Raw genomic sequence first — 19,683 nt, 5'->3', positions numbered from 1 at the left:
TGCTCTGTATGGACTGTGCCGGGATGTGAGGGCCGGGGCACGGCGGACGCACGGAGCCGGAAGGGGCGGGGGAGGTCAGTCCCGCAGGAAGAACTGGTGCTGCTCCGAGATCTGCTCGTACTCCTCCAGCCGGCCCTGGGTGCGCTCCGGGTCGGCGTCCGTCATCGCCTGGAGCAGCGCGGCGGCCATCAGCCCGGGGGCCGCGTACGAGTCGAAGACCAGCCGTGATCCGGTGCCGGTGGCGAAGGTGACGTCCGCCGCGTCGGCCACCGCGCCCAGCGCCAGATCGGTGATCAGCACGACCCGCAGCCCGGCGTCCCGCGCCACCTTCACCGCTGCCAGGGTCTCCTGCGCGTGCCGGGGCATCGAGAAGGCCAGCACCCAGGTGCCGCCCGCCTCGCGGGACTGGAGCAGGGCGTCGTAGGCGATGCTGCCGCCCCGGGTCACCAGCCGGACGTCGGGGTGGATGCGGCGGGCGGCGTAGGCGAAGTACTCGGCCAGCGAGGCGGAGATGCGCAGTCCGAGGATGGTGAGCGGGGTGGACCCGGCCAGTTCCCGCCCGGCCGCGATGACCTGGTCCGGGTCGGCGAAGTCCCGCCGCAGGTTCTCCAGGTTCTCGATCTCGGCGTCCACCGCCGACTGGAGTTCATTGCCCCGGTTCTCGTCGGCGGCGGCGGAGAACGTGCCCAGCGCGATCGACTGGAGCTTCTCCCGTAGCGCCGGGTAACCGCTGAAGCCCATCGCGGCGGCGAACCGGGTCACGGAGGGCTGGCTGACCCCGACCCGGTCGGCGATCTCGGTGACCGACAGAAACGCCGCCTCGGGGAGGTGCTCGATCAGATACTGGGCGATCCGGCGGTGCCCCGGAGACATCCGGGGCCGGTCGAAAAGGCTTCTGAGCTGGGAGACCGGGGCCCCTTCGGCCTCCGGCGCCGCCTTCCCCGAGGTGATCGCGGATGCCTGTGCACGGGTCTGCTGGGGCGTGGGCACCGGTGCGCCTCCTTCGTTTCCCGAGAACGTTCAACATAGCTCACTGAACGTGTCGGGCAGGGGGCGCGGTGGGTCCGCCGGGGCGCTCGCGAAGGGGCCGGCGGGACGGGGGGATCCTCAGGCCAGGAAGCCCCCGTCCACCGCGAGATGCGCGCCGGTGATGTAGGAGGCGTCGTCGGAGAGGAGGAAGGCGACGGCCGTGGCGATCTCCTCGCCGCGTCCGATCCGGCCCAGCGGCACCCCCCGTTCGGCTACCTCCTGCGTGCCGTCCGGGTTGGCCCGGGTCATCTCGGAATCGATGACTCCGGGCTGGAGTTCATTGATCCGCACCCCCTGCGCCCCGTACTCCTTGGCGGCGGTGCGGGTCAGGCCCCGGATGCCGTGCTTGGCGGTGGAGTACTCGACGGTCGGTCCGCCCCGGTCGGCGAACACGCTGGAGACATTGACGATCGCGCCGCCGCCGCTCGCGACGATCGCCGGGATCTGGTACTTGAGGCCGAAGAACAGCCCGTCCAGATTGATGCCGATGACCGTGCGCCAGTACTCCAGCGGCAGGTCGGCGGTGGGGATGAAATTGCCGGTGACTCCGGCGTTGTTGACCCCGTAGTGCAGGGCGCCGAAGGTCTCCACGGTCCGCCGGACCGCCTGTTCGACATCGGCGGCGTCACTGACATCGCCGGGGACGGCGAGAGCCCGGCCGCCCGCGTCCTCGATCCGCCGGGCGACCTCCGCCAGCTTCTCCGGGCGCCGCCCGACGAGGGTGACGGCCGCGCCGCGCTCCGCGAGGAGCACCGCCGTCGCCGCGCCCATCCCGCTGCCGGCCCCGGTGACGAGCGCGACCCTGTCCGTGAACTGTGCCATGGTCCTGATTCCTTGAGGTGAGGGGGCGGTCGGGGGTCAGCGCCGGTCGGCGGCGGGCAGGTCGGCCGGGTGGTCCCGGTCGAAGTCGGCGGAGGCGCTGACCTGCTCCCAGGCGGCGGCCTCCTCGATCTGGCCCCGCGAGTAGTCCTGGGCCATCCGGACGGCACCGGCGCCGAGCAGCAGATGTGTCGGCGGGTGCGGGTGCTTGACGACCCGGACGAGGATCTCGCCGGCCCGCTTCGGGTCGCCCTGGGCGGCCACCGCTCCGTCGAGCACCCGGACCATCTCGCCGACGGTCGGCTCGTACCCGGGGGCCACCTCGGGGATCCGCATCGAGGAGCCCGCCCAGTCGGTGGCGAAGCCGCCGGGCTCCACGACCAGGCAGGTGATGCCGAACGGGGCGGCCTCGGCCGCCAGCACCCGGGTGAAGCCGTCCACGGCGAACTTGGCCGCCTGGTAGGAGCCGAGCCCGGGGGTGGCGCCGACCCGGCCGCCGACCGAGGAGAACTGCACGATCGTGCCGCCGCCCTGCGCGCGCAGAACGGGGAGCGCGGCGGTGGAGACGTGGTAGACGCCCCAGAAGTTGGTCTCGAACTGGCGCCGGAAGTCGTCCTCGGGGGTGCTCTCGATCGCGGCGAGGTTGGCGTACCCGGCGTTGTTCACCACGACGTCCAGCCGCCCGAACCGGTCGACCGCCGCCCGTACGGCGGCCACGGCGGCCGTCCGGTCGGTGACGTCGAGCGGCACCGGCAGCACCCGGTCGCCGTACTTCTCCACGAGGTCGCCCACCTGCTCGGGCCGGCGGGCGGTGGCCACGACCCGGTCGCCCGCCTCCAGCGCGGCGACGGCCAACTCGCGGCCGAAGCCGCGCGAGGAACCGGTGATGAGCCAGGTCTGGGTCTTTTGCGTCTGCTGCGTCCGCGTTTCGTTCGTGTCCGTGTCCATGTCCATGCATCTAGCAAAACACGGTTGCATTATTACTGCAACCCGGTTGTGTTAGCTTGGCGGCGCGCAGGCCCTCCGCCGAGGAAACCCACCCCTCTGAGCCCCCCCTCTGAGCCCCCGTCCCGTGAAGTTCACCGCACCACCCCGTGCCGCGCCCCTCCGCGCCCCCGGACGGGGGACCATGGGGGACATGACGGACCTGGGTCTTCCCGCAACCATCCTGGCCTGCCTCTTCGACCTCGACGGCGTCGTCACCAGAACGGCGGCCGTGCACGCCGCCGCCTGGAAGGAGACGTTCGACGCCTTCCTGCGCGACCGCGACGGCGACGCCTTCCGCCCCTTCGACGCCCACGCCGACTACGACCAGTACGTGGACGGCCTGCCGCGCGCCGACGGAGTCCGCTCGTTTCTCGCCTCGCGCGGCATCGACCTGCCCGACGGCGACCCCGGCGACCCGCCCGACGCGCTCACGGTCAACGGCCTCGGCAACCGCAAGAACGAACGCGTCCTGGAGAAGATCCGCAGCGGCGGCGTCGAGGCGTACGAGGGCACGATCCGCTATGTCACGGCCGCCCGCGCGCAAGGTCTGCGCACCGCCCTCGTCTCCTCCAGCGCCAACGCCCGGGACGTGCTGCGCGCCATCGACGCCGAGGGGCTGTTCGACGTCCGGATCGACGGGGTGGTCGCCGCCGAGCGGGGGCTGCCGGGCAAACCCCGCCCCGACACCTTCCTCGCCGCCGCCGCCGACCTGGGCGTCGAGGCCAAGCAGGCGGCCGTCTTCGAGGACGCCCTCGCCGGCATGGACGCGGGCCGCTCCGGCCACTTCGGCTACGTGGTCGGCCTGGACCGGGTCGGCCAGGGCGACGCCCTGTACGCGCACGGCGCCGACATCGTCGTACGGGATCTCGCCGAACTCGGCGGCGGTGGGCGGGGGGAGCGGGCGTGATCAGCGAACGGGCGTACACGGTTGAGCCCTGGACGGTACGGGAGACCTCCCTCTCCCTCGATGTGCTCGCGCAGAGCGAGTCCGTGTTCGCGCTGTCCAACGGGCATGTCGGCTGGCGCGGCAACCTCGACGAGGGCGAGCCGCACGGCCTGCCCGGCTCCTACCTCAACGGCGTCCACGAGACCCACCCGCTGCCCTACGCCGAGGCCGGCTACGGCTACCCGGAGTCCGGTCAGACCGTCATCAACGTCACCAACGGCAAGGTCGTCCGGCTGCTGGTGGACGACGAGCCGTTCGATCTGCGCTACGGCACCCTCGTCCGGCACGAACGCACCCTCGATCTGCGCCGGGGCGTCCTCGAACGGATCTGCGACTGGACCAGCCCCGCCGGGACCACCGTCCGGGTGCGCTCCACCCGGCTGGTCTCCCTCACCCAGCGGGCCGTCGCCGCCGTCGCCTACGAGGTGGAGCCGCTGGACGGCCGGACCCGGGTGGTGATCCAGTCCGATCTGGTCACCAATGAGTCGCTGCCCGCGACGGACGGCGACCCGCGCGCCGCCCGCACCCTGAAGTCACCCCTGGAGCAGGAGGAACACCATGCCTCCGGCACCCGGCTGCGCCTGGTCCACCGCACCCGCAACAGCGGACTGCGGGTGGCCGTCGCCGCCGACCACACCGTCACCGGCCCCGAGGGCACCCTCTCCACCTGCGAGAGCGGCATCGACCTGGCCCGGCTCACCGTCACCGCCGTCCTGGAGCCCGGTCAGCGGCTGCGGCTGGAGAAGACCGTCGCCCACGGCTGGTCCGGCACCCGCTCCCGGCCCGCCCTGAGCGGCCAGGTCGAGGCCGCCCTCGCCGCCGCCGCGCACAGCGGCTGGACCGGCCTCCTCGCCGAACAGCGCGCCTGCCTGGACGACTTCTGGGCCCGCGCCGATGTCGAGGTCGACGGCGACGAGGAGATCCAGCAGGCCGTACGGTTCGCCCTCTTCCACGTCCTCCAGGCGGGCGCCCGCGCCGAGCGGCGCGCGATACCCGCCAAGGGCCTGACCGGCTCCGGCTACGACGGCCACGCCTTCTGGGACACCGAGACCTTCGTCCTGCCCCTGCTCACCTACACCGAGCCCGGCGCGGTCGCCGAGGCCCTGCGCTGGCGGCAGAGCACCCTGCCCGCCGCCCGGGAGCGCGCCGTCCAGCTCGGGCTGCGCGGCGCCGCCTTCCCCTGGCGGACCATCGAGGGCTCGGAGGGCTCCGCGTACTGGCCCGCCGGCACGGCCGCCTTCCATGTCAACGCGGACATCGCCGACGCCGTGACCCGGTACGTGGCGGCCACCGGCGACACCGCCTTCGAGCGGGACACCGGGGTGGAGCTGCTGGTGGAGACCGCCCGGCTGTGGCGGTCGCTCGGCCACCACGACGCCCACGGCGCCTTCCACCTCGACGGGGTCACCGGCCCCGACGAGTACAGCGCGGTCGCCGACGACAACACGTACACCAATCTGATGGCCGCCGCGAACCTCCGGGCCGCCGCCGACGCCGCCGAACGCCACCCAGCGGTCGCGCACGCGCTGGGCGTCGACGCCGAGGAGTCCGCCGCCTGGCGCGACGCCGCCGACGCCGTGCACATCCCCTACAACCACGCCCTCCGGGTGCACGAGCAGCACGCGGGCTTCACCCGCTACCAGCGCTGGGACTTCGACGCCACCCACCCGGACCGGTACCCGCTGCTGCTGCACTTCCCGTACTTCGACCTCTACCGCAAACAGGTCGTCAAACAGGCCGACCTGGTCCTCGCCCTCTACACCTGCGACGACTACTTCGACGAGGAGCACATCGCCCGCAACTTCGCCTACTACGAGCCCCTGACCGTCCGCGACTCCTCGCTGTCCGCCTGCTGCCAGGCCGTCGTCGCCGCCCGCACCGGCCATCTCGCCCTCGCCTACGACTACACCGGCGAGGCCGCGCTGATGGATCTGCACGACCTGGAGCACAACACCCGCGACGGACTGCACATCGCGTCGCTGGCCGGCACCTGGATGGCCCTGGTCGCCGGGTTCGGCGGACTGCGCGCCGACCGGAGCGGCACCCTCAGGTTCGCGCCCCGGCTGCCGGAGAAGCTCAGCCGTCTCGCGTTCAGCCTCCAGGTGCGCGGCCGACGGCTCCGGGTGGAGATCACCCACGACAAGGCGAGCTACGTCCTGCTGTCCGGGGCGCCGCTGCGGATCGCCCATCACGGCGAGGCGCTCGCCGTCTCCACCGACGGTCCCACCGTCCGCCCGGTCCCGGCCCCGCAGAACCTCCCGGCCCCCGCCCAGCCCCGGCACCGCGCGCCGAACCCGCGCTGACCGACCCTGCGTCGCCCTCGTCCGCCCCACCGCCCGCCGACTCGCTCGAACGGCGGTGCGGGCGGCGGCCGGGGCCTGCGCGACGCGCCACCGTGGGTTAGTTTTTGCTTGTTTCCCGGATTTATCGGCTTCCCAGACGTATCGGCTTCCCAGAGGTATCGGCTTCGCGGATGCATTGGCTTCGCTGATGTATTCGCTTCGCGGGTTGCTCTGCTTGCCTTGCCGGAGTTCCGCAGTGATCGGAGAGGGCGGCACCGATGACCACGCCCGAGCCGACCACCGTCGCACCGGAACCCGAGCCCGAGCCCGAGCCTGCCCCGGGACACCCGCCCGCCCCCGCCCCCGCCGCCCGGCGCCGGGTCCGCTGGCACACCGTCCTGAGCCTCGCCGTGGCCGTCTGCGTGCTCGGGGTGGCCTGGCGGCACTGGCCGGTCCTGGAACGCGGGGTGCTGCGCCTCGCCGTCGCCGACCAGGGCTGGCTGCTGGTCGGCGCGGCGGCCACCGCCGCCACCTGGATGTGCTCGGCACTCGCCCAGCAGGGCGCGGTCACCCAGCCCCTGCCCGCCCGGCGCCTGCTGGCCACCCAGTTCGCCGCCTCCGCCGCCAACCAGGTGCTGCCCGCCGGACTCGGCGCGGGCGCGGTGAACCTGCGCTTCCTGATGCGCTGCGGGCTCCCCGCCACCCGCTCGGCGACCGCGCTGGCCGTCAAGGCGACCGCCGGCGGTGTCGGACGCGGCGCCCTGATCGCCGTACTCGCGCCTGTCTGCCCCGGGGTGTTACGGGTGCCGCACGTGCCGCGCCCGGTCGTCGCCCTGGTGCTCGGGGTGACCGCGCTGCTCGCCGCCGTGCCCTTCACCCCGCTGTGGGCGCGCTGCCGCCGGGTGCTCGGGGCGGTCGCCGCCGACATCCGGGCCGTCCACACCCGGCCGCAGCGGGCGGCGGCCCTGTGGGGCGGGTCGGTGACGTTCGCGGCGCTGCACGCGCTGGTGCTCGTCGCCGTCGGCCAGGCCGTCGCCCTGCCGCTGCCGCCGGAGCGGGTCGCGCTGCTCTACCTCGCCGCCAGCACCGCCGCCGCGCTGCTGCCCACCCCCGGCGGCCTCGGCTCGCTGGACGCGGCCCTGATCCTCGCCCTCACCCTCGCCGGGGCGCCCGCCGCGCCCGCCGCCTCCGCGGTCATCGGCTACCGGCTCCTTACGGTGTGGCTGCCGCTGATCCCGGGACTGATGACCCTGGGCTGGCTGGTGCGCCGAAAGACCCTCTGAGTCCCGGGCCGGGTGCGGACGGGACGGGTGTTTCCTGTCCCCCGCCTCCTGGTAGGACTCGGGTGTCGCGCACGCCACGGAGGGGGAGCCGTATGAGGGGCACGAGAGACACGAAGGACACGGGAGGCGTGGGCGGCGCGGGGCGGCTCGGGGACGCGTTCCTCACCCCGGGGTCGTCGTCGTTCACCGCGTTCCTCGCCGCGCACCGGCCCGGTCTGCTGCCCACCCGGCCACCGCTCCCGCCCGGCGCCCGCGCCGCGCCCGACGCCTTTCCGCACGGCACCACCATCCTCGCCCTGACCTGGTCCGACGGGGTCCTCGTCGCCGGTGACCGCCGGGCCACCATGGGCAACCTGATCGCCCAGCGCGATCTGGAGAAGGTGCACCCGGCCGACGACCACACCGCCATCGCCTTCGCCGGGACCGTGGGCCTCGCGGCCGACATGGTCCGGCTCTACCGGGTCGAACTGGCCCACTTCGAGAAGGTCGAGGGCATCCCGATGACCCTGGCCGCCAAGGCGACCCGGCTGTCCGCGATGCTCCGCCAGAACCTGGACCAGGCCATGCAGGGCCTCGCCGTCGTCCCCCTGCTCGCCGGGTACGACCCCCGGGCGCCCGAGGGCCGGCGCGGCCGGATCTTCGGCTTCGATGTCGCCGGGGGCGTCTACGAGAAGACCGGCTTCTACGCCGAGGGCTCCGGGTCGCCCTACGCGCGCGGGTCGCTGAAGAAGCTGTTCCGGCCCGGACTGCCGCGCCGCGAGGCGGTCCTGACCGCGCTGCACGCCCTCTACGACGCCGCCGACGACGACTCGGCGACCGGCGGCCCCGACCTCCACCGGCGGATCTACCCGGTCGTCGCCCTGATCACCGAGGACGGCTTCGAACGGCTCGCGCAGGAGGAGACGGCCGACCTCAGCCGTGTCATGGTCGCCCAGCGCCGGACCAGCCCGGACGGCCCGACAGCCACCCCGTAGCCGCTGGCTAGCATGCCGCCATGGCTGATCAGTACCTCTCGGCGTTCGCCGTCGACCCCGACGCCCTGCACCGCACCATCGGCTCCCGGGACGACACCGTCATACGGGCCGCCCTCGCCGCGCTCCCCGAACTCGCCTCTGCCGAACGGCTGTTGCGGGCGACGGACCCGGGCGAGGTGGAGGCGGCCCTGACGGAGATCGTCACCGGCCGCCTCGACGCCGGGCGCCCCGGCGGCTACACCTGGCTGCTGGAACTCCTCGGCCCCGTGCTCGGCACCCCGCTCGGCGCGGCGGTGCTGCCGGGCCGCGGCTGGCACCGCCTCGACACCGCCTTCCGCGCCTGGGACCTCCCCACCCTCGCCGCCCTTTGGGGCCGCCCCTGGCGCTTTCCCGGCCTCGCCCCCGACCCGTTCCCCTGGCCGTTCCCGGCACTCGCCCCGCCGACCGAACTCCCCGCGCTCCGCGCCGAACTCGCCGCCTTCGACAGCGACCGCGTCGACCGGGACCACACCCTGCTGCCCAGCGGCGACGAGGACGATGCCGAGGAGGTCGTATGGCTCCTCGACGATCTCCTCCCGGCGTGGACGGAGGGCGCCGCCCGCACCGAGGGAACCGCCCTGCTGCTGATCCGCGACGGCGCCCAGTAGGCCCGCGCACCCGGGCTTTCGCGTACCCGGGCACTCCGGAACCCCGGCACCCCGCCACCCGGGCTTCCGCGCATCCGGGCTTCCGCGCATCCGGGCTTCCGCGCATCCGGGCTTCCGCCCACCCGCGCTCCCGTCCGCCCCTCTCACAGCCGCAGATGCTTCCGCCACTTCGCGATCTCGGTCGCCGGATCGCCGGTGTACGACCAGGGTGTCCGGGTGGCGCGGCGGCCCATCATGCGCAGCAGCGCCACCGCGATCTCCGGGGTCCCCGCGAGACAGGCCGCGTGGGCCAGATAGTTGAGGTCCCGCAGTTCGCTCGGGGCGACGGTGTTGTCGGTGCGGCCCAGGATCCAGCGGTGCCAGGTGCGGCGTATGTCGCTGACCGCGCCGTCGTGGTCCCAGTGCTGGCCGAGCCCGATCGCCGAGTGCTGCCCCTGGGCCGCGTCGAGGACATAGCGGTACTCCTCCACGCGCGCGTACTGCACCAGCACCGGCAGTGCGCAGCCCGGCGGCGCCACCCCCGCCGCGTCCCGGGCGAAGTCGTACATCAGCCCGTGCGTGCCGTGCCAGCGGGACGAGTAGTAGTGCAGCACCTGGAGGTGGCCCTCCACGCTGTAGGGGTCGCGCCGGTGCAACTCGTCCCACCAGCGGGCCAGTTCGCGCCTGCGCACCCCGCTCGGGTAGAGCCGGGCCACCGAGATCAGCGAGATCCACGGCGTGGGATCCTGCGGATACGCCTCGGCGGCCGTGAGACAGGCCAGCACCGCCGCGTCGATCCTGGTCTGGTCGATCGGTACGCCCCGGCCCGCCGCGATGGCCAGATTGAAGGCGCGGGCGGTACCGGTCGCGGCGCCCAGCACCAGCGCGTCGGCGGAGCGGGGTTCGGCGGCGAGCCAGGACTCGACGGTGGAGCCGCCCGCGCACGCCTGCGCCAGCAGCCGCACCCGGTGGCCGCGCACCGGCCAGTCCGGGCCGGTCGAGCGGAGCAGTTCGCGCAGGCCCTGCCAGCGTCCGATGACGATGTCGTGGCGGGTCGCGGAGAGTTCGATGTCCCCGCAGTCGGGGTCGAAGTCGGGAGTGAAGCGGTCTCGGGCCATCGGGATCTCGCTCAGAAGTCGGTGGGGAGACCCTCATGGACACGGGACGAGGCGGCCGTACGGCTGTCGGGGACGCGGTAGTCGCTCTCCACGGCCCGGGAGGCGTCGAGGGCGGCCGGGCGGTAGTAGTCGCTGCCCCGGCGCCAGTACCAGAGCATCGGCACCAGCCCCACGGCCAGCCCGCCGACACCGATCGCGACCGCCGGACCGCTCAGTTCGCTGAGCGACTCGACGAAGATCCAGAACATGAACAGCGACCCGAACAGCGGCCACACCCCGCCCAGCAGCAGCCGGCGCGGTGAGGAGAGCAGCGTCTTGCGGTAGGCGACGACCGCGGCGAGGCCCGCGAGCCCGTAGTAGAGGGCGATCTGAAGGCCCATCGCGGCGATGGCGTAGCCGAGGATTTCACCGACCGAGCCCAGCGCGTTCGCCGCCAGGAACAGGGCCAGCGCCACCGCGCCGACCACCGTGATGGCCACCCAGGGGGTGTTCCAGCGGCGGTGGACGCGGCCCAGCGCGGGCGGCATCGTCCGGTCCCGCCCCATGGCGAACAGCGAGCGGGTCACTTGGATGAGGGTGGTCTCCAGGGTGGCGATCGTGGACAGCATCACGGCCACGATCAGCAGTTTCCCGCCCGGTCCCGGCCAGATCTCCTCACCCAGCACACCCAGCACATTGGCCCCGTGCTCGGCGATCTGCCGCTCGGTGAGCACCATGTTCACGGTGATGGTGAACGCCTCGAAGAGCAGGAACACCACCCCGAGCCCGATGAGCCCGGCCAGCCCGGTGGTCCGGCGGCTGTCGCGGGTCTCCTCACTGAGATTGCTGGCCACGTCCCAGCCCCAGTAGTAGAACGCCGCCACCAGCGCCCCGGCGGCGAACCCGGCCGACCCGTCGAAGTGCCCGAAGCCCAGCCAGGACCAGTCGAAGGGGCGGGCGTGCTCGACGCGGACCACGGCCAGCACCAGGAACACCGCCAGGATGACCATCTCCACCCCGGACATCAGCAACTGAGCCCGTACGGTCAGCCGGGCGCCGCCCAGCACCACCAGCAGCATCACCAGGAACCAGCCCGCGCCGACCGCCGTGGCCAGCGCGGTGTTCCGGGCGAGGGACTCGTCGAACAGGGCCAGGGTCATCGCCCCGGCGGGCAGGGAACCGGCCACCATGAAGATGGTCGCCGACACCACCAGCGCCCAGCCACTGATGAACCCCAGGAACGGATGGAGCGTCCGGCCGACCCAGGAGTAGCTGGCGCCCGCGTTCACATCGATCCGGCTGAGCCGGCTGAACGCCAGCGCGATGCCCGCCATCGGCACCGCGCAGTACAACAGCGCCGCCGGACTGGCCAGCCCGACCGCCCCGACCAGCACCGCCGTGGTCGCGGCCAGGGAGTACGCGGGTGCGCTCCCGGCGATGGCCATCACCACGGTGTCGAACATCCCGAGGGCGCCGGGTTGCAGCCCTCTGCCGCTGCTGTTGCTCATGAAGCGCTGCTTTCCGATGTGCACGACGCGAGGGCGCGCAGGCCCCGACGGCGTAGGGGGGTGGGGGGTGAACCCGCCGTCTGCCGGGGAGGGGTGGCCTCGCAGGTCGGAACGGCGGAAAAGGTGGCGGAGTGCGTCCGTCCTACCGCCGTGTGGACGGCCGGTCACGCCGTGTGTGCGAGTGATGATAGCCCCAGGCGGCGGCCTTTCACGATGGATCTGCCGGTAATGTGCGCCGGTCGCGCGCCCTTTGCGCTGGGGGGAAGTGTGGGGGGTGCGAGGGGAGTTGCGGGTTCGGTGGCGGTTTTCGTTGCGGGTCCGTCGTGGGTTCGTCGTGGGTTCGTTGTGGCTTCGTTGTGGTGGCGGGTGGGCAGGGGGCCGTGGTCCGGCGTCGGCTGCGCGGCCGGGGGCCGCCGCCGAGACGCTGCGCTGCCGGGCCCGTCCCGCCCCGCAGTGTGTCCTCCGGCCCCGACGTGCTTCGTCTCGCTCCGACTCGCTTCGTCTCGTTCCGTCTCGTGCCGCCCCGCCCGGCGTCAGTCGGCGATGTGCTCGATCTGGCGGAGTTTGTTGGTGGCGTCCAGGGCGGCCACCTTGTAGGACTCGGCGAGCGTCGGGTAGTTGAAGACGGCGTCCACCAGGTAGTCCACCGTGCCGCCGCACCCCATCACCGACTGGCCGATGTGGATCAGCTCGGTGGCCCCGGACCCGAAGCAGTGCACCCCGAGCAGGGTCCGGTCCTCCGGGGACACCAGCAGCTTCAGCACCCCGTGCGAGTCCCCGATGATCTGCCCGCGCGCCAGCTCCCGGTAGCGGGAGACACCGACCTCGAAGGGCACCCGGTCCTCGGTGAGCTGGTCCTCGGTCCGGCCGACGAAACTGATCTCGGGGATGGTGTAGATCCCGATCGGCTGAAGATTGTGCATGCGCCCGACGGGCTCCCCGCAGGCGTGATAGGCAGCCGACCGTCCCTGCTCCATCGAGGTCGCCGCGAGCGCCGGGAACCCGATGACGTCGCCCACGGCGTAGATGTGCGGCACGGCGGTGCGGTAGTGCTCGTCGACGGTGATCCGGCCGCGCCGGTCGGCCGCGAGCCCTGCCTTGTCCAGGTCGAGATCGTCCGTCATGCCCTGCCGCCCGGCCGAGTACATCACGGCGTCCGCCGGTATTTTCTTCCCGCTCTCCAGCACGGTCAGCGTGCCCCGCGAATGCCGCTCGACGGCGGCGACGGTCTCGCCGAACCGGAAGGTCACCGCGAGATCCCGCAGATGGTACTTGAGCGACTCCACGACCTCGACGTCACACATGTCGAGCATCCCGGCCCGCCGCTCCACCACGGTGATCTTGCTCCCGAGCGCGGCGAACATACTGGCGTATTCCATCCCGATGACACCCGCACCGACGATGACCATCGACCGCGGCACCCGCTCCAGCGCCAGCACATTGTCCGAGTCCATGATCGTGCGCCCGTCGAACGCGACACTGTCCGGGCGCGCGGGCCGGGTGCCGGTGGCGATCACGATGTGCTCGGCGGTGATCAGCCGCTCCTGCCCGTTGTCCTCGCGCACCGCCACGGTGTGCGGGTCGATGAAGCGTCCCGTTCCGGCGTACAGGGAGACCTGGTTGCGGGAGAGCTGGTTGCGGATGACGTCGACCTCACGGCTGACGACGTGCTGGGTGCGGGCGGTGAGGTCGGCGACGGTGATGTCCTCCTTCACCCGGTAGCTCTGCCCGTACAGATCGCGCTGGGTGAGGCCGGTCAGGTACAGCACCGCCTCGCGCAGGGTCTTGGAGGGGATGGTGCCGGTGTGGATGGAGACCCCGCCGACCCGGTCGGGCCGGTCCACCACCGCCACCCGGCGGCCAAGTTTGGCGGCGGCGATGGCCGCCTTCTGACCGCCGGGACCGGAACCGATGACGAGCATGTCGTAGTCGCGCACGCCTTGGAGTCTGTCAGGAGGCGGGGGTCGGTGGAAGGGTGGGTGGCGGCGGGGTGGGGGAACGGGGGGCTCCGGTTGGCGGGGTGGGGTGGGGCGGGTGTCGCGCGAGCGGCGGTGAGCCATGGGTCCGCCCTCAGCACGGGGACGAATCCGCCCCTGCGCCTCGGACAGCAAGCGCCGCGTGCCTCCCATGTGTGCGATGGCCGCGAATAATTGAGTGGCCGGCTGCAAAGGCGGGCGCCTACGGTGTGACGCAGTCCAGGTGCGCAGGCAACGGATACTTCGACCACTGATCGAGAGGCTACGGGTTCGAGTCCCGTCATCGGTTCCGGCCGATGTAGCTCAAGGGATAGAGCACTATGTGCCGTCGCCGACTCCGACCTCTGGGCGTACAACTTCACAGCACCTCCCGGTGCACGGGCCGCGGCTACTTCTCGGGAATGCATGCCGCAGCCGATCTGATCTCGGGAGGCACACGCGTAGGGGCGTCCGGTGCGCAGGCAACGGTTCCTTCTCCTGTCAAGAGAGCAACGCGGGTTCGAATCCCGTCGCCACTTCGGGTGGTGTCGTCCAGCGGTCCAGGACGCTTTGTGACCCGTCGCCGAATTGATCTCGGACGCCCCCGCTCTGCCTCCCCTCCCCAGCGAGGGGTTTCTCATGTCCCGCTTCAACACCCGCACGTCCCGCCCCGCCGCGCGCGGCCCGGTCACGACCACGGGCACCCGCACCACCACCCACGAGCGGGGCGCCGCCTTCGTCCGTGACGCGCGCAGCGACCTGTTCCTGCTGGCCGTCGTGAACCTGGTCGGCCAGGACGCCTTCTACGAGAGCGCGGGCGACCGCGACAACCGATTCCGCGCTCTCGTGCGCCGACTCGCCGTCGAGGACCCGGCCTGGACCGCCGGTCTGCTCGGCTGGCTCCGTGGCGCGGCGAACATGCGGTCCGCGTCGGTGGTCGGCGCGGCGGAGTTCGTGAAGGCCCGGCTCGACGCCGAGCGGCGGGGGGATCTCGCGCCGGAGGGGCGGGTGGCGGAAGCTGCGGGTGGCGGCTGGAACCGGCGGGTGATCGCCTCCGTGCTCCAGCGGGCGGACGAGCCGGGCGAGTTGCTCGGGTACTGGATGCAGTCGTACGGACGGCGGGTGCCGAAGCCGGTGAAGCGGGGTGTCGCGGACGCCGTGCGGCGGCTCTACAGCGGGCGGGCCCTGCTGAAGCACGACACGGCGTCGAAGGGCTACCGGTTCGGTGACGTCCTCAACCTCGTGCACGCCGCGCCCGATCCGGACAAGGCGTGGCAGGGCGAGGTGTTCCGGTACGCGCTGGACCGCCGCCATCACCCCGAGAACGCCCGGCCCCCGGCCGGGCCGCTCGCCGCCCACGCCGAGCTGATGGCGCTGCCGGTGGGGGAGCGGCGCGCGGTCGTCACGTCGCCGGGCGGCGCCGAGCGGCTCGCGGCGGCGGGGGTGACGTGGGAGGCGCTGGCCGGTTGGCTCCAGGGTCCGATGGACGCCGCGGCCTGGGAGGCGGTGATCCCGTCGATGGGGCTGATGGCGCTGACCCGGAATCTGCGGAACTTCGACGAGGCCGGGGTCTCGGACGAGGCGGCCGGGCTGGTCGCCGCCCGTCTGTCCGACCCGCAGGAAGTGCGCCGGTCGCGGCAGTTCCCCTACCGGTTCCTGTCCGCGTACCGGGCCGCGCCGTCGCTGCGCTGGGGGCACGCCCTGGAGCGGGCGCTCACGGCGTCCACCGCGAACGTGCCCGCCGTGCCGGGCCGGACCCTGGTCCTGGTCGACACCTCGGCGTCCATGACGGGCCGGGTCTTCGGGCGCAGCGAGATCCGGCACGTCGATGTCGGCGCCCTGTTCGCGGTCGCCCTGGCCACGCGCGGCGGTGCGGTCGATCTGGTGGGGTACGCGAATGGCACCTTCCGCCATTCGCTCGTCGCGGGCGGGTCGGTGCTGCGGCAGACCGATGAGTTCTGCGCGCGGATCGGGGAGGTGGGTCACGGCACGGAGACGGTGGCCGCGCTGCGCGCCGCGTTCGACGGGCACGACCGGGTGGTGATCGTCTCCGACATGCAGGCGTTCGCGCACCCCGGCAACGGCTGGGCGGACATCCCGACCGGCATGTCCGTGTCGGAGGCGGTCCCCGCCGACGTCCCCCTGTTCGGCATCAACACCAGCGGGTACGGCCCGGCTGCCATCGACACGAGCCGACCGCACCGGTACGAGGTCGGCGGCTTCTCCGACCAACTCTTCACGATGGTCGACCTGCTGTCGCGGGGACGGGACGCGGGCTGGCCCTGGGAGTCGTGACCCACCGGGCCCCGTCGCCGCGGGATGCAGCGACGGGGCCCGCCCCTCCGGGCTCTTCCCCGGAGCGGAGGAGGACGAGCGCGGGTGCCGGCCCACCGGGTTTCTCCCGGTCCGGCATGTTCCGAGGGCGGCGACTCTCGGGCTCGTGCCTCTCGGCGGTGCCGCCCGGCAGAGTGGGCACGGGGTCTGTCCTGGGAGGTCGGCCCTCTGGCAGACCGGGGACGGCCCGATGTGAGCGGGAGTGTCAGCCCGGCCTGCTGTGTGCCGGTCGTGGTGTCACAGTTCCCGCCCTCAGGGGGCAGGAGCTGCCGCCGGGCGGCGGATCAGCCGAGGGGTACCGTGGCGAAGGGTTCCCACTCGTACATGAGGTTGTCCCTGTGGATCGTGATCAGTTCGGCTGTGGAGACCCGCGCCCGAGCGGGGGCTGCCTGAGCCGTGGCCAGCGCCTGGCTGATGTCGTCCACGGAGCCATCGGCTGCGCTGTAGGCGACGGACATGTGCGGTGCGAATCCCTCAGCTCGTTCCGGTACCGCGTCCAGGACATCACCGATGGCGGCCCGGATGGAATCCCTGACGGCCCGTACGGGTTCGTCGGGGCGGACGGGCAGCAGCACCGCCTCCGGGTCGAGGACTGCGGGCCCGATCTCCAGGTCGAAGGCGGGAATGTTCGCCAGGCGGGTACGCGCGGCCTCTGTGATCGCGTGGACGTCGCTCTCCGGGACGTCGCCCACGAAGCCGATGCCCTGCATGGTCAGATGCAGCCACTGATCGGGGATGAGAGTGAGGGCGTTCCCGGCCGGGGCGAGCGCGGCTCGGTACTCGGCGGCCAGGCGGTGGACGTCGTCCTGGCCCTCGAACGTGAGATGCCAGGTGTAGAAGCGGCGGCCGGTACTCCAACCGGGCCGCCACCACCAGTGGTTCCGCATCGTCTCGGGATGAGTCGTCATGCCCGAGATCAAATCAGGCCCGGACATCTCCTGACGAGAGGGCGAGATGGCGCGGAGCGGAGTCGAGGCAGAAGCCTTCAACGGCCGCGCGCAGCGAGGCGATCTGTCGGGATCCGGCCGACCGGCCCGGGGGGAGCGGCAACTCTCCAAGACGCCGGACTACCGGCGCCAGCCGCTGATCGGGCGGCAGAGCGAGCACGGGCGCGAGGGCCTGGATGGCGCCCTCGACCTCACGAGCGCTGAGGTGGGCGGCAGCCTCGCTGATGTGGATCTGTGCCTCCGTCCCGTAGGCCCGGACCGGCTGCGAAGAGAGCAGGGCCGTGGCGTGCACGGCGGAGTTCAACGCGTCAGAAGAGTGGCCGATGCGAAGGTAGACCGCAGCCGCGTAGTTCTCCTGGCGAGCTGGCGCGCAGGTGAAGATGCCGCCGATCTGGTCCTCGCCGCTCAAGGCGTCGCGGGCGTCCCGGGCGCGGGAGAGGGCGGCCAGAGCCTCGTCCTCTGCGCCGAGCTGGGACCATGCGTCGCTTTCCTGGCAGGCCAGGAGCACGGAGACGGTCCCTTCGGGCCGGAAGGTGGCACCGTGCCGGGCGTAGTTGATGGCGTCGCGCAAGCGACCGTCCCAGAACGCGACCTTGGACCGGGTGGACAGGACCCACGCACGCAAGTCGTTCTGTCCGGAGAGTTCAGCGCAGAGCCACGCGGTGCGGCCCTGGGTGTCCGCGTCGCGGAGATGCCCAAGGTCGGATGACATCCACGCGAGCAGTCCACACAGGTAGCCGGCCGCGAGGTACAGATCAGCGGACTGGCGCGGATACTGGCGGCCTTCGAGCAAGGCGAAGACCTGGTCTCGCAGGGTGCGGGTGCGGAGGAAGAGTGGGATGGGGTCCGCTGTGAGGTAGTCGGAGGCGAGGGTCCGGATGTCGGCCATGAACTGTTCGATGGCGATGTCTCCGACGTTGGAGCCCTCTGCCCGCTGTGCCCAGATCGCGGACTCGTCCGCTGCGTGACGCACGAGTTCGGCCCCGGTCGGGGTCGGCCGCACAGCCCTTGGCACGTCTGGGGCGGGAGGCGTCTGCTGGGCGTGCTCTGGCCGTCGCAGCATTCGGAGTTCGGATGCCGGGAGTGCTCGGCGGTCCTCCTGGTCGAGGAGGTCTTCCGCCTGACATCCATAGGCGCCGGCCATGGCGTAGAAGACCGGGAGGGTGGGGCGGCGGGATGAGGGGCCGGGCCATTTCTCCCACTTGCCCGCCAAGGAGGCGTCGGCGGCAACGGACTGCCCCGGCCCTTCCCCGCTGGCCTGTGTGAAGTGGTCAGCGGCCTCTTGCAGTGTCCAACCGTGAGCGCGCCGCCACGCCTCCCTGGGGCGCATCCGGAACCGTCCCCGCATCTCGATGGCGATATCGGCGGGCGAACATCCGGCGGCGGTCATCTCACGGCGGAGAGCATCCCGGTCTGCCTTGGAACCGGGCTTGGGGAGGGCGTTCATGGGCGGGCTCCCTGTGCGATGTGGTGGGCACACCGTAGCGGCGGCATCGCTGAACCGAGTGACGGAGAAGCGCGGTTGGGGATCCAAGGTGCCCAACTCTGTGTCCAAGAGAACGCGTCGAACCTGATCAGCGCACTATGCCGCGTCCAAGAAAGTCGGTCATCGGCGCCCGTGACGTCGCGCGTCGAGGTTGGAACTGTAGGAGACCAACCGAAAGCCCACCAGGCCGCAGTGCCCCATACCCCGGCGACCGCGTGAACGGCCCCGGGGCGCGGCCGACCTGAGGAAGCAGGCCGACATGGCGAACGGTACCTTGCCGATCAAGGAGCGCCCACCCGGTGTGAAGCTGGTGATCGAGGTCTTCACCGTGAACCGGGACGGCATCGTCACGCCCCCCAGGGCGACCGTCCTGGTGCCCGAGGACTTCGTGCCGTCGCCCTACGACCGGGGCCCATGGCTGGAGCCCTGCGCCTGCCCCGCCCATCGCGCCGCCCCCGTCCGGTGAACGCCATCCGCAGTGAGGCCGGCGCGCTCCCCGACCTGGGTATCGTCCGCGCCCATGCCTCCTGGTTCATCGACCAGCGGACGCTGCCCCGTCATCAGACCGTGCGGCGCTTCGACGCGGACTTCCGCATGTATCTGAAGCTGCTGGTCCAGAGGACGGAGGGCTGTGTGCGCGTGCTGCCGGCCGACGACGTCCCGGCCCGGGTTGCCGAGGTTGCCCTCGGGGAGGCCCGCCGACGCCTGGATGAAGCGGAGCGTCCTGGTCTGGACGGCGAGACGGAACGCGTGAAGCGGCTCGCCCGTGGCGTGATGGCGCTGTGTGACCACTACGAGGCGTTGAGCCCGCTTGCCGTGTGCGCACTCTGCGACGAACTGATCGAGAGCGGTGACGCCTGGCTGGAGCACACCAGCACCGTCGGCGGCACCAAGCGCGAAGGGCGGATTCACCGCGGCTGCTCCAAGCCGCGGCGTCGCCTCTGACCGCGCCGCGCGGCCCGGACGGCCTCAGGTCGCGCCCCGCGATCTCCCCTCCCGTCGGATCTCCGGAAGAGTCCGGCGGGAGGGGTTCCAACGGCCATCGCAGCGTCCGGTTCGCACCGGCCCGGTGGCCGTCTGTCCGTGACAGCCGATGAGGAAGGAGGCGGTCATGGCGACCGTCGCCGATCTGCGGGAAGTCTTCCCGCTCGCGCCCGAGGGCGGGCGCATCCCCCACAGCAGCGAGCCACCGACCGGGCCGGTCACACGGCCGTGGGCCCTGAGGTTCGCCCGCACCCCTGATGCCACGCAGGCCGTCGTCGTACCGGCCGCGGTGTACGACGACGAACTCCAGATGTCCGTCTCTCTGTACGGTGGCCCGCTGCCCTGCATGGCCACGGAGGAGCCCACTGTCCCGGACGGGAATGTCAAGAACCCGCCGCCGCTGGACGAGGGTCCGAAGGACTGATA

The 19,683-nt window shown here is 72.3% G+C and carries 17 protein-coding genes and 1 tRNA gene; 10 read left to right on the top strand and 8 right to left on the bottom strand.

The genetic code is table 11. The features are described from left to right. Positions 1-75: 75 nt before the first annotated feature. From AB0O01_RS34865 to AB0O01_RS34855, 3 genes are all read right to left on the bottom strand, one after another. The gene (locus tag AB0O01_RS34865; protein WP_365319890.1) at positions 76-990 is read right to left on the bottom strand and encodes a MurR/RpiR family transcriptional regulator; all 915 of its coding nucleotides are present in this window, start codon (positions 988-990) and stop codon (positions 76-78) included. Between the two features lie 117 nt (positions 991-1,107). Next, the gene (locus AB0O01_RS34860; protein WP_365319889.1) at positions 1,108-1,851 is read right to left on the bottom strand and encodes an SDR family NAD(P)-dependent oxidoreductase; all 744 of its coding nucleotides are present in this window, start codon (positions 1,849-1,851) and stop codon (positions 1,108-1,110) included. A 36-nt stretch (positions 1,852-1,887) separates the two neighbouring features. Next, on the bottom strand, positions 1,888-2,802 hold the full coding sequence (locus AB0O01_RS34855; RefSeq protein WP_365319887.1) for an SDR family NAD(P)-dependent oxidoreductase: 915 nt from the start codon (positions 2,800-2,802) through the stop codon (positions 1,888-1,890). Between the two features lie 184 nt (positions 2,803-2,986). Between AB0O01_RS34855 and AB0O01_RS34850 the strand changes: the two genes are divergently transcribed. From AB0O01_RS34850 to AB0O01_RS34830, 5 genes are all read left to right on the top strand, one after another. Next, positions 2,987-3,742 (top strand): beta-phosphoglucomutase family hydrolase, encoded by a 756-nt coding sequence (locus tag AB0O01_RS34850; RefSeq protein WP_365319885.1) that lies wholly within the window; start codon positions 2,987-2,989, stop codon positions 3,740-3,742. Continuing rightward, positions 3,739-6,084 carry a glycosyl hydrolase family 65 protein gene (locus AB0O01_RS34845; protein WP_365319883.1) on the top strand — a complete coding sequence of 782 codons (2,346 nt, stop codon included), beginning with the start codon at positions 3,739-3,741 and terminating at the stop codon, positions 6,082-6,084. Before AB0O01_RS34850 ends, AB0O01_RS34845 begins: the two co-directional genes overlap by 4 nt. 257 nt (positions 6,085-6,341) lie before the next feature. Next, entirely contained in the window at positions 6,342-7,346 is a 1,005-nt protein-coding gene (locus tag AB0O01_RS34840; protein ID WP_365319881.1) for a lysylphosphatidylglycerol synthase transmembrane domain-containing protein, read from the top strand. A gap of 92 nt (positions 7,347-7,438) precedes the next feature. Next, entirely contained in the window at positions 7,439-8,320 is an 882-nt protein-coding gene (gene prcB / locus AB0O01_RS34835) for a proteasome subunit beta (RefSeq protein WP_365319880.1), read from the top strand. 20 nt (positions 8,321-8,340) lie between these two features. Next, positions 8,341-8,967 (top strand): hypothetical protein, encoded by a 627-nt coding sequence (locus AB0O01_RS34830; RefSeq protein WP_365319878.1) that lies wholly within the window; start codon positions 8,341-8,343, stop codon positions 8,965-8,967. A 143-nt stretch (positions 8,968-9,110) separates the two neighbouring features. Here the strand turns inward: AB0O01_RS34830 and AB0O01_RS34825 are convergent, their stop codons facing one another. From AB0O01_RS34825 to sthA, 3 genes are all read right to left on the bottom strand, one after another. Continuing rightward, the gene (locus tag AB0O01_RS34825) at positions 9,111-10,064 is read right to left on the bottom strand and encodes a hypothetical protein (RefSeq protein WP_365319876.1); all 954 of its coding nucleotides are present in this window, start codon (positions 10,062-10,064) and stop codon (positions 9,111-9,113) included. A gap of 11 nt (positions 10,065-10,075) precedes the next feature. Further along, positions 10,076-11,551, bottom strand: a complete 1,476-nt coding sequence (locus tag AB0O01_RS34820; protein ID WP_365319874.1) for an APC family permease — start codon at positions 11,549-11,551, stop codon at positions 10,076-10,078. A gap of 533 nt (positions 11,552-12,084) precedes the next feature. Next, a complete protein-coding gene (gene sthA / locus AB0O01_RS34815; RefSeq protein WP_365319872.1) occupies positions 12,085-13,488 on the bottom strand; it encodes a Si-specific NAD(P)(+) transhydrogenase in 1,404 nt (467 codons plus the stop codon). Positions 13,489-13,969: 481 nt separating this feature from the next. Here sthA and AB0O01_RS34810 point away from each other — a divergent pair. Both AB0O01_RS34810 and AB0O01_RS34805 read left to right on the top strand, forming a co-directional pair. Then, positions 13,970-14,045 (top strand) — tRNA-Ser (locus AB0O01_RS34810). 100 nt (positions 14,046-14,145) lie between these two features. Then, positions 14,146-15,801 carry a TROVE domain-containing protein gene (locus AB0O01_RS34805; protein ID WP_365319871.1) on the top strand — a complete coding sequence of 552 codons (1,656 nt, stop codon included), beginning with the start codon at positions 14,146-14,148 and terminating at the stop codon, positions 15,799-15,801. Between the two features lie 323 nt (positions 15,802-16,124). Here AB0O01_RS34805 and AB0O01_RS34800 read toward each other — a convergent pair whose 3' ends face one another. Both AB0O01_RS34800 and AB0O01_RS34795 read right to left on the bottom strand, forming a co-directional pair. After that, positions 16,125-16,748 (bottom strand): 2'-5' RNA ligase family protein, encoded by a 624-nt coding sequence (locus AB0O01_RS34800; RefSeq protein ID WP_365319870.1) that lies wholly within the window; start codon positions 16,746-16,748, stop codon positions 16,125-16,127. 13 nt (positions 16,749-16,761) lie between these two features. Further along, positions 16,762-18,234, bottom strand: a complete 1,473-nt coding sequence (locus AB0O01_RS34795) for an XRE family transcriptional regulator (protein WP_365319868.1) — start codon at positions 18,232-18,234, stop codon at positions 16,762-16,764. A 298-nt stretch (positions 18,235-18,532) separates the two neighbouring features. On the opposite strand from AB0O01_RS34795, the gene AB0O01_RS34790 reads away from it, so the two are divergent. The 3 genes from AB0O01_RS34790 (at position 18,533) to tgmA (ending at position 19,681) form a co-directional block, all read left to right on the top strand. Then, complete coding sequence (locus tag AB0O01_RS34790) at positions 18,533-18,739, top strand: hypothetical protein (protein WP_365319866.1); 207 nt, start codon at positions 18,533-18,535, stop codon at positions 18,737-18,739. Further along, positions 18,736-19,218, top strand: coding sequence for a DUF6415 family natural product biosynthesis protein (locus tag AB0O01_RS34785; RefSeq protein WP_365319865.1), 483 nt, complete (start codon positions 18,736-18,738; stop codon positions 19,216-19,218). The genes AB0O01_RS34790 and AB0O01_RS34785 overlap by 4 nt, the downstream gene beginning before the upstream one ends. Before the next feature lie 166 nt (positions 19,219-19,384). Further along, positions 19,385-19,681, top strand: coding sequence for a putative ATP-grasp-modified RiPP (tgmA, locus tag AB0O01_RS34780; protein WP_365319863.1), 297 nt, complete (start codon positions 19,385-19,387; stop codon positions 19,679-19,681). Positions 19,682-19,683: the final 2 nt, after the last annotated feature.

It is taken from the genome of Streptomyces sp. NPDC093252 (assembly GCF_040683675.1).
Lineage (GTDB): Bacteria > Actinomycetota > Actinomycetes > Streptomycetales > Streptomycetaceae > Streptomyces.
This window is presented reverse-complemented; position numbering and strand designations above follow the sequence as displayed.

What these genes read in the sequence shown, in the direction of transcription:
- AB0O01_RS34860 (WP_365319889.1), bottom strand. Translation starts at nt 1,851, where the DNA reads ATGGCACAGTTCACGGACAGGGTCGCGCTCGTCACCGGGGCCGGCAGC.
- AB0O01_RS34855 (WP_365319887.1), bottom strand. Translation starts at nt 2,802, where the DNA reads ATGGACATGGACACGGACACGAACGAAACGCGGACGCAGCAGACGCAA.
- AB0O01_RS34850 (WP_365319885.1), top strand. Translation starts at nt 2,987, where the DNA reads ATGACGGACCTGGGTCTTCCCGCAACCATCCTGGCCTGCCTCTTCGAC.
- AB0O01_RS34840 (WP_365319881.1), top strand. Translation starts at nt 6,342, where the DNA reads ATGACCACGCCCGAGCCGACCACCGTCGCACCGGAACCCGAGCCCGAG.
- prcB (WP_365319880.1), top strand. Translation starts at nt 7,439, where the DNA reads ATGAGGGGCACGAGAGACACGAAGGACACGGGAGGCGTGGGCGGCGCG.
- AB0O01_RS34830 (WP_365319878.1), top strand. Translation starts at nt 8,341, where the DNA reads ATGGCTGATCAGTACCTCTCGGCGTTCGCCGTCGACCCCGACGCCCTG.
- AB0O01_RS34825 (WP_365319876.1), bottom strand. Translation starts at nt 10,064, where the DNA reads ATGGCCCGAGACCGCTTCACTCCCGACTTCGACCCCGACTGCGGGGAC.
- AB0O01_RS34820 (WP_365319874.1), bottom strand. Translation starts at nt 11,551, where the DNA reads ATGAGCAACAGCAGCGGCAGAGGGCTGCAACCCGGCGCCCTCGGGATG.
- AB0O01_RS34805 (WP_365319871.1), top strand. Translation starts at nt 14,146, where the DNA reads ATGTCCCGCTTCAACACCCGCACGTCCCGCCCCGCCGCGCGCGGCCCG.
- AB0O01_RS34800 (WP_365319870.1), bottom strand. Translation starts at nt 16,748, where the DNA reads ATGACGACTCATCCCGAGACGATGCGGAACCACTGGTGGTGGCGGCCC.
- AB0O01_RS34795 (WP_365319868.1), bottom strand. Translation starts at nt 18,234, where the DNA reads ATGAACGCCCTCCCCAAGCCCGGTTCCAAGGCAGACCGGGATGCTCTC.
- AB0O01_RS34790 (WP_365319866.1), top strand. Translation starts at nt 18,533, where the DNA reads ATGGCGAACGGTACCTTGCCGATCAAGGAGCGCCCACCCGGTGTGAAG.
- tgmA (WP_365319863.1), top strand. Translation starts at nt 19,385, where the DNA reads ATGGCGACCGTCGCCGATCTGCGGGAAGTCTTCCCGCTCGCGCCCGAG.